The sequence below is a fragment of the Streptomyces sp. NBC_01244 genome, from assembly GCF_035987325.1.
Taxonomy (GTDB): Bacteria; Actinomycetota; Actinomycetes; order Streptomycetales; family Streptomycetaceae; genus Streptomyces.
The window spans coordinates 1620207-1636484 of record NZ_CP108488.1; the positions used below are offsets into that span (position 1 = coordinate 1620207).

Sequence of the window (16278 nt, forward strand, 5' to 3'; positions counted from 1 at the left end):
TCGGATCAGGTGGTGCGCGAGGCCGCCCGGATCCGGTTGAACTCGGCCACGTGCCGCTTGTGTTCCTCGTACGTCGCCGAGAAGCGGGTGTCTCCCTGCTTCACGGTGACGAAGAAGAGCCAGTCTCCGGGCGTCGGTGCCACCGCGGCCGCCATGGCCTGCAGGCCGGGGCTGTCGATCGGGGTGGGCGGCAGTCCCTGGCGCTCGTACGTGTTGAAGGGGCTGTCGATCTTCGTCTCGCTCAGCTTGGTGTCCACCGTGGACCGGTTCAGCGCGTAGTTGATGGTGGAGTCCATCTGGAGCGGCATCGATTTCGCCAGCCGGTTGTGGACCACCCGGGCGACCTTGCCCATGTCCCCGCGGGTCTCGGCCTCCGCCTCGATGATGCTCGCGAGGGTGGCCGTCTGGTACGGGGTCATTCCGTGGGCCTTGCCGCCGTCCGCGACGGCCTTGGTGGCGAGGCTCCTGCCGGCCGTCTCGACCATGTACGTGAGCAGTGAGACCGGAGTGGACTGTGAGGTCACCGGATAGGTGGCCGGGAAGAGGTACCCCTCCGGATTGCCCTTCGCCTCGGCGGGCAGGGGCAGGGCGGCCGTAGCGGCCGCGGCCTTGGCGGAGCCGGCCGGGAGCTTCAGTTCGCGGTCGATGGCGGCGTAGACCTGCGGGGCCCGCCAGCCCTCGGGGATCAGCAACTGACGCGGCTTCTCGGGCGGTTCCTCGCCGGGAAACAGGGGGATCAGGAGGGCTGCCCCGAGTCCCAGGACGGTTCCGAGGAAGAGCGCCAGCCTGCCCCGGCGGGTGAGCCGGGAACGGCGCGGTGACGACGGCCGGTTCTCATGACGCATGCGGGCACGCTAACCCGCGAACCACCGGATTCCCGACATCCGACCCGTGTGCCGGTCATACGATCACACGTTCACCGGGGTCGGCTCGGTGCCGCGCAGGGTGTCGGGCTTGAAGGTCCCGGGCTTGAGCAGATCCGCCTTGCGGATCTCGGAACCGAGCGCCCCGGACAGGAGGTCTCCGGACGCCGGGGTCTCCGGCTTGAGCGCACTCTCCCGGTCGCGCCGGACGAGGTCGGCGTACCGGCCGTCGGCCTTCAGCAGTTCCTCGTGGGTGCCGCGCTCCTCGATCCGGCCTCCGTCGAGCACCACGATCTGGTCGGCGTCACGGACGGTGGAGAGCCGGTGGGCAATGGTGATGGTGGTGCGGCCCTGGGAGAGGTTGTCGATGGCGCGCTGCACGGCGTGCTCCGTGCGGGTGTCCAGTGCGCTGGTGGCCTCGTCGAGGATGAGCACCGGCGGGTCGCGCAGGATGGTGCGCGCGATGGCCAAGCGCTGCTTCTCTCCGCCGGAGAACCGGTAGCCGCGCTCACCGACCAGGGTGTCGTACCCGTCGGGCAGGGACTCGATGTGATCGTGGATCTGCGCCGCGCGGGCCGCCTCCGCTATCTCCTCGTCGGTGGCGTCGGGCTTGGCGAAGCGCAGGTTGTCGGCGACGGAGGCGTGGAAGAGGTAGGTCTCCTGGGAGACCACGCCGATGGAGCGGGCCAGGGAGTCGAAGTCGAGGTCGCGCACGTCCACGCCGTCGAGGGCGACCCGGCCGCCGGTGACGTCGTAGAGCCGGGGCACGAGGTAGCTCAGCGTGCTCTTGCCGGATCCGGTCGGGCCGACCACCGCGAGCGAACCACCGGCCGGGACCGTGATGTCGATGCCCGTCAGGGTGGGGCCGCCCTTGGTGTCGTAGGCGAAGTGGACGTCCTCCAGGCGGACCTCACCCTTGGCGCGGTCGAGGCGGACGGGGTCCTCGCGCTCGGTGATGTCCACCGGCAGGTCGAGGTACTCGAAGATGCGGGCGAACAGCGCCAGCGAGGTCTGGATCTGGACGCCGGTCGACAACAGGCTCACGGCGGGCCGGAACAGGCCCTGCTGGAGGGTGACGAAGGCGACGAGGGTACCGACCGAGAGCGAGGGCGCTCCGGTCTGCAGGGCTATGCCGGCCGCCCAGTAGATGAGCGCGGGCATGGCGGCCATGACGATGCCGATGGTGGACATCCGCCAGCGCCCGGCCATGCTGGAGCGCACTTCGAGGTCGACGAGCTTCTCGGACTCCTCCGCGAAGGAGGTGGTGAGGGAATCGGCGCGGCCCATCGTGCGGCCGAGCAGGATGCCGCTGACCGACAGGGACTCGGTGACCGTCGCGGCCATGGCGGCCATCTGTTTCTGCCGCTGAGCCGTGATCTTCTTGCGCTCGCCGCCGACGCGGCGGCTGATCCACACGAAGACGGGCAGCAGGGCGAGCGAGACGAGCGTGAGCCGCCAGTCGAGCGCGAGCATGGCGACGACGGAGGCGATGACGGCCGTCGCGTTCGAGACGAGGGAGGTCGCCGTGGAGGTGACCGTGGCCTGCATGCCGCCGATGTCATTGGCGATGCGGGACTGCACTTCGCCGGTGCGCGTACGGGTGAAGAAGGCCAGCGGCATCCGCTGGAGCTGCGCGTAGACGGCGGTGCGCAGATCGTGCATGACGCGCTGGCCGACGGTGGTGGATATCAGGGTCTGGAGCACGCCGAAGATGCTGGTGACGACCGCGGTCGCGATCATGCCGAGGGCGAGCAGGCTGAGCAGCCCGGTGCGGCCCTGCGGGATCGCTACGTCCAGGATCTCCTTGAGCAGGAAGGGGGTGGCGACTCCGACCAGCGAGGAAGCGGCGACCAGCACGCCGACGACGGCGAGGCGGCCCCGGTAGGGCCGGAAGAGGCCGACGATGCGGCGCAGCTCACGCGGCCGCTCGTCCGGGGCGGGGCCACTGGGGTCGAGGGATTCTTTCGAGGGTTCCCACTCGGGTTCTTTGGGGCGCATGGGCCTCCTTCATGACAGGTGACGAGACTCGAATGAGCATAGCTCATTGTTACCTATACTCACAATGAATCTGGTCCTGATATCGTTCCCATTATGAGGACCGCAGCATGAGCACCGCTTCCGAGACCGACAGCGCCCGGACGGCCGAGAGCACCGACGGCACCGGCGGCGCCGACACGACCGGCACCACCGACACCACCGACGGCGTGCTCGCCGAGCAGCTGCTCCGCCTGACCCGGCGGCTCCACCGCATCCAGAAGCGCCATCTGGAGCCGCTCGGCATCACCCCGGCCCAGTCCCGGCTGCTGCGCACCGTCGCCCACCTCTCCACGGCGCGCCCGCCCCGGATGGCGGACCTCGCCGCCCGCCTGGAGGTGGTGCCCCGTGCCGTGACCACGCTGGTCGACGGCCTGGAGAGCGCCGACTGCGTCCGCCGCGTGCCGGACCCGGAGAACCGCCGTGTCATAAGGATCGAGCTCACCGACACCGGCCGCGCCACGCTGCGCCGTCTGCGCAACGCGCGAACCGGCGCCGCAGAGGAGATCCTGGCTCCATTGACCGCCGATCAGCGCGAGGTGCTCGGCGGGCTGCTGAACGCTCTGGCGGACGCTCCGGCGGAGCACGGCTGCTGACGGGCGACGGTCCGGCCGGGACAGGGCCGGTGGCTGCGCCGAACGAGTGAGAACGACCGACACGGCGCGAGTTGAGGGGCTGCAGATGCCACTGCTGGAACCGAAGCCGGGGGCCCTGCGCCCGCGCACCATCAGCGGCCCCGCCCCCGACCGGGTGCCCGACCACAGGTCGACGGGCACCCCCGAGCCGCTGCGGAGCGAGCTGGCCGAGCTGCTGGGCGCCGGCAAGGTGCTCTCGGGCGTCTCCGACCTGGTCCGCTACGCCTCCGACGCCTCCCCGTACCGGTTCCTGCCGCAGGTCGTCGTGATCGCCGAGGACATCGACGACGTCTCCGCCGTCCTGTCCTACGCCCACGGCAAGCAGCGCGAGGTGGTCTTCCGGGCCGCCGGGACCTCGCTCAACGGCCAGGCCCAGGGCGAGGACATCCTCGTCGACGTCCGCCGTCACTGGGCCGGGGTCGAGGTGCTGGAGGAAGGCCTGCGGGCCCGGATCCAGCCCGGCACCACCGTCGTGCGCGCCAACGCCGCGCTCGCCCGGCACGGCCGCGTCCTGGGCCCGGACCCGGCCAGCGCCATCGCCTGCACCCTCGGCGGCGTCGTCGCGAACAACGCCTCCGGCATGACGGCGGGCACCACGAGGAACTCGTACCGCACCCTGTCCTCCCTCACCTTCGTCCTGCCGAGCGGCACCGTCGTGGACACCGCCGACCCGCGCGCCGACGAGGAGCTGGCGCACGCCGAGCCCGCCCTGTGCCACGGCCTGATGGAGATCAAGAAGGAGATCGAGGCCGATCCGGGGCTCGTCGCCCGCATCCGGGCCAAGTACGAGATCAAGAACACCACCGGGTACCGCCTCGACGCCTATCTCGACGGCGCCACCCCGGTGGAGATCCTGCGCGGTCTGATGGTCGGCTCCGAAGGCACCCTCGGCTTCATCGCCGAGGTCGTCTTCGACACCCTGCCGCTGGACCGCGAGCTCACCAGCGCCCTGCTCTTCTTCCCCTCGCTGCCCGCCGCGGCCGCCGCCGTACCGCTCTTCAACGAGGCGGGGGCGCTGGCCGTCGAGCTGATGGACGGCAACACCCTGCGCGCCTCGGTGAGCGTCGCGGGCGTCCCCGCCGACTGGGCCGCTCTGCCCAAGGACACCACCGCGCTGCTGGTGGAGTTCCGGGCCCCCGACGAGGCCGGCCGCGCGGAGTACGAGCGGCGCGCCGCCGCGGTGCTGGCCGGCCTGGACCTGGTGGCCCCGGTGGCCTCGGTGACCAACGCCTTCACCCGCGACGCCAGGACCATCTCCGGCTACTGGAAGGCCCGCAAGGCCTTCGTCACCGCCGTCGGCGGCGCCCGCGCCTCCGGCACCACCCTGATCACCGAGGACTTCGCGGTCCCACCGTCCCGGCTGGCCGAGGCCTGCGAGGCCCTCCTCGAACTCCAGGCGGAGCACGGCTTCGACGCCGCCGTCGCCGGTCACGCCGCCCACGGCAACCTGCACTTCCTGCTCGCCTTCGACGCCGCCCGGCCGGCCGACGTGGAGCGGTACGCCGCCTTCATGGAGGCCTTCTGCCGGCTCACCGTCGAGCGCTTCGACGGGTCCCTGAAGGCCGAGCACTCCACCGGCCGCAACATGGCCCCCTTCCTGGAACTGGAGTGGGGGCCCCGGGCCACCGAGATGATGTGGCGCACCAAGCGGGTCATCGACCCCGACCTGGTGCTGGCCCCGCGGATCCTCCTGGACCGCGACCCGAAGGCGCACCTGCGCGGCCTCAAGACGATCCCGCAGGTGGAGGCCGTCGCCGACCCCTGCATCGAGTGCGGGTTCTGCGAACCGACCTGCCCCAGCGAGGACCTGACGACCACCCCGCGCCAGCGGATCGTGCTGCGCCGGGAGATGATGCGCCAGCAGCCCGGCTCCCCCGTGCTCGACGGTCTGCTCGACGCGTACGGGTACGACGCCGTGGACACCTGCGCCGGCGACTCCACCTGCAAGCTCGCCTGTCCCGTCGGCATCGACACCGGCGCCCTGATGAAGGACTTCCGCCACCGCCGGCACAGCCCGCGCGAGGAGCGTGCGGCCGAGCTCGCCGCCCTGCGGTTCGGCGCGGTCGAGGTGGCCGCCCGGCTGGCCGTGGCCGCCGCCGACAAGATCACCGACGCCGTCGGGGACCGGATCCTCCAGGCCGTGACGGGGGCCGCGCGCAGGGCCGTACGGCCCGACCTGGTTCCGGAGTGGCTGCCGCAGGTCCCCGGCGCCGCGGCCCGCAAACTGCCCGCCACCCGGCGCGGGGGCGCCGCCGCGGTGTACTACCCGGCCTGCGTCAACCGGATCTTCGGCGGCCCCGACGGCACGTCCGGGCCCTCCCTGCCCGAGGCCGTGGTGGCGGTGTCGGAGCGGGCCGGCAGGCCGGTGTGGATCCCCGGAGACGTCCGGGGCACCTGCTGCGCGACGATCTGGCACTCCAAGGGGTACGACGCCGGCAACCGCGTGATGGCCAACCGGATCGTGGAGGCCGCCTGGGGCTGGACGGCCGGCGGGCGGCTGCCGCTCGTGGTCGACGCGTCCTCCTGCACCCTGGGCATCGCGCACGAGGTGGTCCCGTACCTCACCGACGACAACCGCTCGCTCCACGCGGAGTTGCGAATCGTCGACTCCGTCGTCTGGGCCGCCGAGGAACTGCTGCCGCACCTGGAGGTCCGGCGCACGGTGGGCTCGGCGGTGCTCCACCCCACCTGTTCGATGCGGCACCTGGACGACGAGGCACAGCTTCGGGCGGTCGCCGAGGCCTGCGCCGACGAGGTGGTGGTCCCGTATGACACCGGGTGCTGCGCCTTCGCGGGCGACCGCGGCATGCTGCACCCGGAGCTGACGGAGTCGGCGACGGCCCGCGAGGCCGCCGAGGTCACAGCGCGGCAGTTCGACGCGCACCTGTCGGCGAACCGGATGTGCGAGGTGGGCATGGACCGGGCCACGGGCCGCAGCTACTACTCGGCGCTGCTGGAACTGGAGCGAGCCACCCGCCCGTAGGCCGCGATGAAGGAGGGTTCACGCAGCGGGGGCTGATGTCCGGTCGACCGTGTCCAGTTGCCAGAACAGTCGGTTCCCCAGGCATTCCGTCAGGTAGGGAACGCCGTCGGTGTAGCCCGAACCATGGGCGTCGCCGAGCATGCGTGCGGCGAGCCCGCGATGTGCCGACTTCCACCGCTGGTGCCCGCTCTCCAGACGGCTGATCGCCGTGTCGAGGCGGTTCCACCGCGCCCGGTCGAAACGCCCCTCGTTGCGGAGGTCGAGGTAGGCCCGGGTGACGGTGTCGTGGCCGGGATCTTCCACCTCGGCCCGTACGGCGGGCACGCTCGTGAACGCGGACGACTGCAGGCGCGGTACGGGCGGAACACCGCACAGGCTCTCGAACCGTTTGTACTGATCGGACTGAATGGCGCTGGCACCCTGGGTGTACTGCCGGAAAGCGGAGAACTGCTCCGCCCTCATCGTGGCCACGACGCGAAAGAGCGTCGCGGCCCGCTCGAACATCACCACCGCGTGGTCCAGCAGCTCCACGGCCCCTTCCGGATTGCCCGCGCGCAGCGCCTCGATGACCTTCTTCACTGCTGCCGCTATCGCGGTGAAATGCATTTCGTGGGTCTGGAGGACGCGGATGAAGAAGTATTCGTCATGAACGACGGAGACGGGCTGGACGGTGACGTCGAACCACCGGCCGCAATCGGTCGTCGCCGGCCGGGGCAGGCGGTCGACTAGGTCTTCGAGGCGGTGCCGGGGAGTGTGCGCCAGCCGCGACGGAAGGTCGTCGGTCTCCGCCTGACCGAGCCCCGTCGTCACGAGTCGCAGGGCGTGCCTCAGCCGCGTGCTCAGCGTCGACTCGTCCGGCCGGCCCCGCTCGGGCCCCTCGGGCGCACCGGCCGCCGCCTCGATCTCGAAGCGGACCACGTCGGCCATCAGCAGGGTCGACATCCGGTCCGCGCTCAGCGGGGCGTGCCGGTCGTCCATGAGGAGCTCCAGGACCGGCAGTGCGAGATAGGTGCGGTTCTGGAAACGTCCCTCGTGTTTGTCGAGCGCGCAGTCGAGGAAAGCGCTGAGGAACGGGCGGTTCGCCCCGTGCCGTCGCCTGATGTCACTCAGTCGCACCAGCACTCGATCCGAAAGGAAATGCTTTCCTGTCCGCCGCACGTGTTCCGTCACGGACCGGGCGAGGGAAATGCCGTCCGATTCCTCCGCCATTCGGTCAGCGGCCGCCCAGCGCCTGATCTCGATCAGGGTCGTCGCCATTGGTCTCTCCCAAGCCGTCATGCGAAGTAAAGGGTCGCTTTCCACTAGGCATGATCGAAAGACCGCGCGTCACGTCTCGGGAATTCGTGCCTTGACAGCGGACACCGAAGCCGCTTGGACGCGCCCGGCGGCCCGGTGTCCCCGGCCCGGAGCAGGACGGCGTCGGGTTCCGGCCCGCTCGCCGGGTGAGCAGACCCTGCGGCGAAGAGCTGGGGCCAACGGAAAATCGATTGCCCTGGACCGGTCCGGAACGCGAACCTTGCACGGTTTGGAACACTCGACCAGTCATGGGGCGTCATGCAGATCAGCGATCTTCCGTATCCGGACCCAGGGGTACCCGATGCTCGCTCCGGCCCCCGGTTCCTCTGGTGGCTGGGGCGGGGCCAACTCGGCGGACAGGCCAAAAGCCTGTGCTGGGGGCTGCTCCACTTCGGCGGCATCGCGGGCCTGCCGTACACCGTGGGCATGGGCATCGACGCGGTCGTGGACGGCGACGGCGCCCGGCTGCTGTGGGTCGGCGGTCTGATCGCGCTGCTCGGCGTCGCGATCTCGCTCGGCGACGCGATGCTGCACCGCACGGCCGTCACCAACTGGATCACCGCCGCCGCGCGGGTCCAGCAACTGCTCGCCCGCAAGACCGCCGAGCTGGGCTCCGCCCTGACCCGGCGGGTCGCGGCGGGCGAGGTGGTGGCCGTCTCCACGGGTGACGTGGAGAAGATCGGCTGGTTCGTCGAGGCGGTCTCCCGCTTCCTGGCCGCAGCCCTGACCCTGGTCATCGGCTGTGTCGTCCTGCTGTTCTACGCGCCCACGATCGGCGTGGTCGTGGCCCTCGGCATGCCGGTGCTCGCCCTGGCCGTCCTGCCGCTGCTGCCGCGCGCCACCCAACGCGCCGACCTCCAGCGGGAGAAGGCGGGCAAGGCCACCGAACTTGCCTCGGACACCGTGGCGGGGCTCCGGGTCCTGCGCGGCATCGGCGGTGAGGAACTCTTCCTCGGCCGCTACCGAGAGGCCTCGCAGCAGGTCCGCGAAGCAGCCGTGCACAGTGCCCGGATGTGGGCGCTGATCTCCGCGGTCCAGGTGCTGCTGCCGGGAGCGCTGCTGGTCACGGTGGTCTGGTACGGGGCCGCTCTCGTACTGGACGGCCGCCTGGACGTCGGCGAACTCGTCGCCGCCTTCAGCGCGGTGGCGACCATGCTCTACCCGCTGCGGCACTTCGAGGAGATCGCGATGGCGTACTCCTTCTCGCGCCCCTCCGCCAAGCGGGCGGCCCGCGTGCTGTCGCTGACCCGGACCGACGCGGAGGCGGAGGCCGCCGCGGAACCGGCCGTCGCCGCCGAGGTCGCCCATACCCCGGCCCCCGGCGGAGACCTGTACGACCCGGAGACCGGGCTGCTGGTCCCGGCGGGCCGGTTGACCGCCGTGGTGTGCGGGGATCCCGACCTGGCGGGCCGCCTCGCGGAGCGCCTGGGCGGGCACCCGATGGACGCCGCGGCCGGACCCTCCGTCCTGCTGGGCGGCGTCGCGCTGGACGAGCTCGCGCTGGACACCGCGCGCACGCTGGTCCTCGTACAGGACAAGGATCCGGTCCTGCTGTCCGGGACGCTGCGCGCACTGTTCGACGTACCGGCGTCCGGGGCGGTCGAAGCTCCGGCGGCGCTCGCGGCGGCCCAGTGCGCGGACGTGCTGGACGCCCTGCTGCAGTCCGCCCCGGGCGGGGTGGACGACCCGATGGACGCCAGGATCACCGAGCGCGGCCGCTCGCTGTCCGGCGGGCAGCGCCAGCGGCTGGCCCTGGCGCGGTCCCTGGTGACCGATCCCGAGGTGCTGGTGCTGGACGAGCCGACCTCGGCGGTCGACTCGCACACCGAGGCCCGGATCGCGGACGGGATCGCGGCCCTGCGCGCCGGTCGCACGACGGTGGTGCTGGCCTCCTCGCCCCTGCTGCTGGACCGCGCCGACCGGGTCGTGCTGATCGACGAGGGCAAGGCGGTGGCGAGCGGCACGCACCGCGAGCTGCTGCACGGCGACCCGCGCTACCGGGCGGTCGTCACCCGCGAGACCGAGGAAGAGCAGCGGACCGTGGAAGAACAGCAGCTCCCGCGGCTGGAATCCGTACTGACTGAGATCGAGGAATCAGCATGATCGGCGTGGCACCGCCACCATACGATCCGGCCGCCCCGGAAACGGCCGCGACCCTGCCCGTGGGCAGCGCCGCGACGGTACGGGGCTACGTGCGCGGCCTCTTCCGCCGCCACCGGCGGGCCTTCCTGGTCCTGGTGGGGGTCAACACGGTCGCGGTCATCGCCTCCATGGTCGGCCCGTACCTGCTGGGCCAGGTCGTGGACCGGCTCTCGGAAGGGGCCCGCGAACTCCATCTGGGCCGGGTGGGCCTGCTGTTCGCCCTGGCGCTCGGCGTCCAGACCGTGTTCGTGCGACTGGTCCGGCTGCGCGGGGCGATGCTCGGCGAGGAGATGCTGGCCGATCTGCGCGAGGACTTCCTCGTGCGGTCGGTGGGCCTGCCGCCGGGCGTGCTGGAGCGCGCGGGGACCGGTGACCTGCTGTCGCGGATCACCACCGACATCGACCGGCTGGCCAACGCGATGCGCGAGGCCGTGCCGCAGCTGGCCATCGGCGTGGTCTGGGCGGGGCTGCTCTACGGGGCGCTCGCCGTGACCGCGCCGCCGCCGGCGCTGGCCGCGCTGGTGGCGCTGCCGGTCCTGGTGATCGGCTGCCGCTGGTACTTCAAGCGGGCGCCCCGGGCCTACCGCTCCGAGGCGGCCGGGTACGCGGCGGTCGCCGCCGTGCTCACCGAGACGGTGGACGCGGGCCGCACCGTCGAGGCGCACCGCCTGGGCGGGCAGCGGATCGAGCTGTCGGAGCGGCGGATCAAGGAGTGGGTGGCGTGGGAGCGGTACACGCTGTTCCTGCGGACGGTCCTCTTCCCCGTCGTCAACGTCACCTACGTGACGATCCTCGGCTCGGTGCTGATGATCGGCGGGTACTGCGTGATCCAGGGCTGGATGTCGGTGGGGCAGCTGACCACGGGCGCCCTGCTCGCGCAGATGATGGTCGATCCGATCGGCCTGATCCTGCGCTGGTACGACGAACTGCAGGTCGCGCAGGTCTCGCTGGCCCGGCTGGTGGGCGTGCGGGAGATCGAGCCGGACGCGGGCGACGCGGGTGTCTCCCCCGACGGCCGGGACGTCAGGGCCGACCAGGTGCACTTCGGGTACCGCGAGGGCGTCGACGTACTGCACCAGGTGTCGATGTCGGTGCCGCCGGGCACCCGGATGGCCCTGGTCGGGCCCTCGGGCGCCGGCAAGTCCACGCTGGGCCGGCTCCTGGCGGGCATCTACGCACCGCGGACCGGTGAGATCACCCTCGGTGGGGCGCGGCTGTCGCAGATGCCGGCGGAGCGGGTGCGCGAGCACGTGGCCCTGGTCAACCAGGAGCACCACGTGTTCGTGGGCTCCCTGCGGGACAACCTGCGGCTCGCGCGCACGGAGGCCGGTGACGCCGAGCTGTGGGCGGCGCTCGGCGCGGTCGACGCGGAGGACTGGGCGCGGGCGCTGGACGCCGGTCTGGACACCGAGGTCGGCTCGGGAGCCTCGGCGCTGACCCCGGCACAGGCGCAGCAGATCGCGCTGGCCCGACTGGTGCTGGCCGATCCGCACACGCTCGTACTGGACGAGGCCACCTCGCTGCTGGACCCGCGCGCGGCCCGGCACTTGGAGCGTTCGCTGGCCCGGGTGCTGGACGGCCGCACGGTGATCGCGATCGCGCACCGGCTGCACACCGCGCACGACGCGGACGTGATCGCGGTGGTCGAGGCCGGCCGCATCACCGAGCTCGGCTCGCACGACGCCCTGGTCGAGGCCGACGGCGCGTACGCCGCCCTGTGGCGCTCCTGGCACGGCTGACGCCCGCCGCGCCTCCTCATGGCGATATGGAGATGGCCCGGTCCCGTCCGCAGCCGCGGACGGGACCGGGCCATCGCCACGAGGAACCTGGAGGAACCTAGAAGAAGCCGAGGGCCGAAGCTCCGCCGGCTCCGCCGAGGAGCATGAACACGGGCATGAGGACCTTGAGCTCCACCCAGCTGCCCGCGCGGAAGCGCATCATCTTCGGCGGGCCGATCGGGTACCAGCGCTTGCCCGCGATGGGCAGGGGCCACAGGATCGGGCAGCCGGAGACGGTCAGGGCGTCGCCGATGTCGTGGACCAGGGCGCCGAGCACGATCGGCAGGCCGAGCCAGAGGTACTCCTGGCCGGGGGCGGTGAAGAGCCAGTCGGAGCCGTTGCCGGGCTGGTCGAGCACGCCGGCGAGTATCCAGGCGCTGGTCGCGCCGAGCAGCCAGACCAGGACGTCGCTGGACATGCGGGCGGCCCGCCACAGCAGGCCTTCGACGGCGAGGACCAGGTGGATGAAGAGGAGGGCGAGGACGCCCCACCGGTCCGCGGTGACGGCGATGGCGGAGGCGCCGGCGCCGATCAGGACGGCCCAGACCCAGGTGTGGGTCAGGGTGCGGTGGCCGCCGGTGCGGCGGGCGTCGCGCGGGGCCCGGGTGGCTTTGTAGACCCCGTAGGAGATCTTGTCGACCACCTCGCACAGGCCCCGGGAGAGCGGACCGAAGGCGCGGGAGATCGTCGCCGACTTGTGGTCCAGGTCGGGGGCGAGGGCGGCTCCGGCGCAGATGAGGGCGCCGACGACGAGGACGGGCCAGGGCATCGGGTGCCCGGAGGCTGCCGCCGCGGCACCCACCCCCAGCCAGGCCGCTGCCCCGGACAGTGAGTGCGCCGGACCCATCATGGTCGTTCCCCGCCCCGGTGGTGTGCTGGTCGGGCCCTGTTGACGGTGTCGTTCGGGCCGCATCGACGGCACAGCGTACCGCCGATGATCTTCCTTCTGTCCGCCGGTTCCCTGATCCGGTGGGAAGCCAGGCAAGATGGGGGGTGTGACCCTCATTGATCAGCTCCCGCCGAACGCCGACCCCGACGCCCTCTTCGAGGCTTTCTCCTCGTGGGCGGAGGACCAGGGCATCACCCTGTACCCGGCCCAGGAGGAAGCGCTGATCGAGGTCGTCTCGGGCGCGAACGTGATCCTGTCCACCCCGACCGGCTCCGGCAAGAGCCTGGTGGCGGCGGGTGCGCACTTCACGGCCCTGGCCCAGGACAAGGTCACCTTCTACACCGCGCCGATCAAGGCGCTGGTCTCGGAGAAGTTCTTCGACCTGTGCAAGCTCTTCGGCACCGAGAACGTCGGCATGCTGACCGGCGACGCCTCGGTGAACTCGGACGCGCCGGTGATCTGCTGCACCGCCGAGGTCCTGGCCTCGATCGCCCTGCGCGACGGCAAGTACGCCGACATCGGCCAGGTCGTGATGGACGAGTTCCACTTCTACGCGGAACCGGACCGCGGCTGGGCCTGGCAGATCCCGATCCTGGAGCTGCCGCAGGCGCAGTTCATCCTGATGTCGGCGACGCTCGGCGACATGAAGCGGTTCGAGGAGGACCTGACCCGGCGCACCGGCCGGCCCACCTCGGTGGTCCGCTCCGCGAACCGGCCCGTTCCGCTGTCCTACGAGTACGTCACGACGCCGATCACCGACACCATCACCGAGCTGCTGGAGACCCGGCAGGCGCCGGTCTACATCGTGCACTTCACCCAGGCCCAGGCGGTCGAGCGGGCGCAGTCGCTGATGAGCATCAACATGTGCACCCGCGAGGAGAAGGACAAGATCGCCGAGCTGATCGGCAACTTCCGCTTCACCACCAAGTTCGGCCAGAACCTCTCGCGCTACGTCCGCCATGGCATCGGCGTGCACCACGCGGGCATGCTGCCCAAGTACCGCCGCCTGGTGGAGAAGCTGGCCCAGGCCGGGCTGCTCAAGGTCATCTGCGGCACCGACACCCTCGGCGTCGGCGTCAACGTCCCGATCCGCACGGTGCTGTTCACGGCGCTGACGAAGTACGACGGCACCCGGGTCCGCACGCTGCGCGCCCGCGAGTTCCACCAGATCGCCGGCCGCGCCGGCCGGGCCGGCTTCGACACCGCCGGTTATGTGGTGGCCCAGGCGCCCGAGCACGTCATCGAGAACGAGAAGGCCCTCGCCAAGGCGGGCGACGACCCGAAGAAGCGCCGCAAGGTGGTCCGCAAGAAGGCCCCCGAGGGCTTCGTGGCCTGGTCGGACACCACCTTCGAGAAGCTCATCGGCGCCGACCCGGAGGCGCTGACCTCGCGCTTCAAGGTCACCAACATCATGCTCCTGTCGGTCATCGCCCGGCCCGGCGACGCCTTCAAGGCGATGCGCCACCTGCTCGAGGACAACCACGAGCCGCGCAAGGCCCAGCTGCGCCACATCCGGCGGGCCATCGCCATCTACCGCTCCCTGCTGGACGGCGGCGTCGTCGAGAAGCTCGACACCCCGGACGCCGAGGGCCGCACGATCCGGCTGACCGTCGACCTCCAGCAGGACTTCGCGCTGAACCAGCCGCTGTCCACCTTCGCCCTGGCCTCCTTCGACCTGCTGGACCCGGAGTCCCCGTCCTACGCGCTGGACATGGTCTCCGTGGTGGAGTCCACGCTGGACGACCCCCGCCAGATCCTCGCCGCCCAGCAGAACAAGGAACGCGGCATGGCCGTGGGCGCGATGAAGGCCGACGGGGTCGAGTACGAGGAGCGGATGGAGCGGCTCCAGGAGATCACCTATCCCAAGCCCCTCGAAGAGCTGCTCCTGCACGCCTACGACGTGTACAGCAAGAGCCACCCGTGGGTCCGCGACCACCCCGTCTCCCCGAAGTCGATCATCCGCGACATGTACGAACGCGCGATGACCTTCACCGAGTTCACCTCGTACTACGAACTGGCGCGGACCGAGGGCATCGTGCTGCGCTACCTGGCCGGCGCCTTCAAGGCTCTCGACCACACCATCCCCGACGACCTCAAGTCCGAGGACCTCCAGGACCTGATCGAGTGGCTCGGCGAGCTGGTCCGCCAGGTCGACTCCAGCCTGCTCGACGAGTGGGAGCAGCTGGCGAACCCGGAGGTGGAGACGGCGGAGCAGGCCCAGGAGAAGGCCGACCAGGTCAAGCCGGTCACCGCGAACGCCCGCGCCTTCCGCGTCCTGGTCCGCAACGCCATGTTCCGCCGGGTGGAACTGGCGGCCCTGGACCACGTCAACGTGCTGGGCGAGCTGGACGGCGACTCCGGCTGGGACGCCGACGCCTGGGGCGAGGCCATGGACGGCTACTGGGACGAGTACGACGACCTGGGTACGGGCCCCGACGCGCGCGGCCCCAAGCTGCTCCAGATCGAGGAGGACCCGGCACACGGCCTGTGGCGCGTCCGGCAGACCTTCGCCGACCCCAACGGGGACCATGGCTGGGGCATCAGCGCCGAGGTGGACCTCGCCGCCTCCGACGAGGAGGGCCGTGCGGTCCTGCGCGTCACCTCGGTCGGCGAACTCGGCCAGCTCTGACCGCCTCCCGGATCCGCCCGGGCGGCCACGCGATCCGCAACCGGCCCCCGACCCGCACCCGACCGGCGCCGTCCCGGCTGCCGGGCCCGACAGTGGAGATCCTCTGATGACGAACCCCGCCGAGAGGCTGGTCGATCTGCTCGACCTGGAGCAGATCGAGGTCAACATCTTCCGGGGCGCCAGCCCCCAGGAGTCCCTGCAGCGCGTCTTCGGCGGCCAGGTCGCCGGCCAGGCGCTGGTGGCGGCCGGCCGCACCACGGAGGGCGACCGGCCCGTCCATTCCCTCCACTCGTACTTCCTGCGCCCCGGCATCCCCGGAGTGCCGATCGTGTACCAGGTGGAGCGGGTGCGCGACGGGCGCTCCTTCACCACCCGCCGGGTCACCGCGGTCCAGCAGGGCAAGACCATCTTCAATCTGACCGCCTCCTTCCATCACCCGGAGGAGGGCAGCATCGAGCACCAGCTGCCGCCCCGCCTCGACTTCCCGCACCCGGACACGCTCCCGAAGGTCGTGGACGAGATCCGGGAGCACCTGGGCACGCTGCCGGAGGCGCTGGAGCGGATGGCCCGCCGCCAGCCCTTCGACATCCGTTACGTGGACCGGCTCCGCTGGACCCCGGAGGAGCTCAAGGACGCCGATCCGCGCAGCGCGGTGTGGATGCGCGCCGTCGGCCCGCTGGGCGACGACCCGCTCGTGCACACCTGCGCCCTCACCTACGCCAGTGACATGACCCTCCTCGACGCCGTGCGCATCCCCGTGGAGCCCCTGTGGGGCATGCGCGGTTTCGACATGGCCTCCCTCGACCACGCCATGTGGTTCCACCGGCCGTTCCGGGCGGACGAGTGGTTCCTGTACGACCAGGAATCGCCCATCGCGCACGGCGGCCGGGGCCTGGCCCGCGGCCGCATCTACGACCTCGAAGGCAGGCTGCTGGTGTCGGTCGTCCAGGAGGGACTCTTCCGTCCCTACGGCGCCAAGGCCTCCAAGCCGGCCGTGTCGCCCCAGTAGTCCCTCCCGTCCTCGAAGAA

The 16278-nt window shown here is 71.4% G+C and carries 10 protein-coding genes; 6 read left to right on the plus strand and 4 right to left on the minus strand.

The window, feature by feature from the left end; genetic code table 11:
* Positions 1-5 precede the first annotated feature (5 nt).
* Together mltG and OG247_RS06955 are read right to left on the minus strand one after the other, a co-directional pair.
* On the minus strand, positions 6-845 hold the full coding sequence (mltG, locus tag OG247_RS06950; protein ID WP_327251398.1) for an endolytic transglycosylase MltG: 840 nt from the start codon (positions 843-845) through the stop codon (positions 6-8).
* Positions 846-908: 63 nt separating this feature from the next.
* On the minus strand, positions 909-2861 hold the full coding sequence (locus OG247_RS06955; RefSeq protein ID WP_327251399.1) for an ABC transporter ATP-binding protein: 1953 nt from the start codon (positions 2859-2861) through the stop codon (positions 909-911).
* A 107-nt stretch (positions 2862-2968) separates the two neighbouring features.
* Between OG247_RS06955 and OG247_RS06960 the strand changes: the two genes are divergently transcribed.
* Both OG247_RS06960 and OG247_RS06965 read left to right on the plus strand, forming a co-directional pair.
* Positions 2969-3493: a MarR family winged helix-turn-helix transcriptional regulator gene (locus OG247_RS06960; protein WP_327251400.1), complete on the plus strand. Its 525-nt coding sequence runs from the start codon at positions 2969-2971 to the stop codon at positions 3491-3493.
* Positions 3494-3578: 85 nt separating this feature from the next.
* Positions 3579-6515 (plus strand): FAD-binding and (Fe-S)-binding domain-containing protein, encoded by a 2937-nt coding sequence (locus OG247_RS06965; RefSeq protein ID WP_327251401.1) that lies wholly within the window; start codon positions 3579-3581, stop codon positions 6513-6515.
* Between the two features lie 18 nt (positions 6516-6533).
* On the opposite strand, the gene OG247_RS06970 is transcribed toward OG247_RS06965, so the two are convergent.
* On the minus strand, positions 6534-7817 hold the full coding sequence (locus OG247_RS06970; protein WP_327251402.1) for a tryptophan 2,3-dioxygenase family protein: 1284 nt from the start codon (positions 7815-7817) through the stop codon (positions 6534-6536).
* 252 nt (positions 7818-8069) lie between these two features.
* Here OG247_RS06970 and OG247_RS06975 point away from each other — a divergent pair, with 252 nt between their 5' ends.
* Both OG247_RS06975 and OG247_RS06980 read left to right on the plus strand, forming a co-directional pair.
* The gene (locus OG247_RS06975) at positions 8070-9914 is read left to right on the plus strand and encodes an ABC transporter ATP-binding protein (protein ID WP_327251403.1); all 1845 of its coding nucleotides are present in this window, start codon (positions 8070-8072) and stop codon (positions 9912-9914) included.
* Entirely contained in the window at positions 9911-11692 is a 1782-nt protein-coding gene (locus OG247_RS06980; protein WP_327251404.1) for an ABC transporter ATP-binding protein, read from the plus strand. Before OG247_RS06975 ends, OG247_RS06980 begins: the two co-directional genes overlap by 4 nt.
* Before the next feature lie 97 nt (positions 11693-11789).
* Here OG247_RS06980 and OG247_RS06985 read toward each other — a convergent pair whose 3' ends face one another.
* Complete coding sequence (locus OG247_RS06985) at positions 11790-12581, minus strand: metal-dependent hydrolase (protein WP_327251405.1); 792 nt, start codon at positions 12579-12581, stop codon at positions 11790-11792.
* Positions 12582-12726: 145 nt separating this feature from the next.
* Between OG247_RS06985 and OG247_RS06990 the strand changes: the two genes are divergently transcribed.
* Both OG247_RS06990 and OG247_RS06995 read left to right on the plus strand, forming a co-directional pair.
* Positions 12727-15249 carry a DEAD/DEAH box helicase gene (locus OG247_RS06990; protein ID WP_327251406.1) on the plus strand — a complete coding sequence of 841 codons (2523 nt, stop codon included), beginning with the start codon at positions 12727-12729 and terminating at the stop codon, positions 15247-15249.
* A gap of 106 nt (positions 15250-15355) precedes the next feature.
* On the plus strand, positions 15356-16258 hold the full coding sequence (locus OG247_RS06995) for an acyl-CoA thioesterase (protein WP_327251407.1): 903 nt from the start codon (positions 15356-15358) through the stop codon (positions 16256-16258).
* Positions 16259-16278 lie beyond the last annotated feature (20 nt).

Coding starts and splice junctions, on each gene's coding strand:
- mltG (WP_327251398.1), bottom strand. CDS start 845: ATGCGTCATGAGAACCGGCCGTCGTCACCGCGCCGTTCCCGGCTCACC.
- OG247_RS06955 (WP_327251399.1), bottom strand. CDS start 2,861: ATGCGCCCCAAAGAACCCGAGTGGGAACCCTCGAAAGAATCCCTCGAC.
- OG247_RS06960 (WP_327251400.1), top strand. CDS start 2,969: ATGAGCACCGCTTCCGAGACCGACAGCGCCCGGACGGCCGAGAGCACC.
- OG247_RS06965 (WP_327251401.1), top strand. CDS start 3,579: ATGCCACTGCTGGAACCGAAGCCGGGGGCCCTGCGCCCGCGCACCATC.
- OG247_RS06975 (WP_327251403.1), top strand. CDS start 8,070: ATGCAGATCAGCGATCTTCCGTATCCGGACCCAGGGGTACCCGATGCT.
- OG247_RS06980 (WP_327251404.1), top strand. CDS start 9,911: ATGATCGGCGTGGCACCGCCACCATACGATCCGGCCGCCCCGGAAACG.
- OG247_RS06985 (WP_327251405.1), bottom strand. CDS start 12,581: ATGATGGGTCCGGCGCACTCACTGTCCGGGGCAGCGGCCTGGCTGGGG.
- OG247_RS06995 (WP_327251407.1), top strand. CDS start 15,356: ATGACGAACCCCGCCGAGAGGCTGGTCGATCTGCTCGACCTGGAGCAG.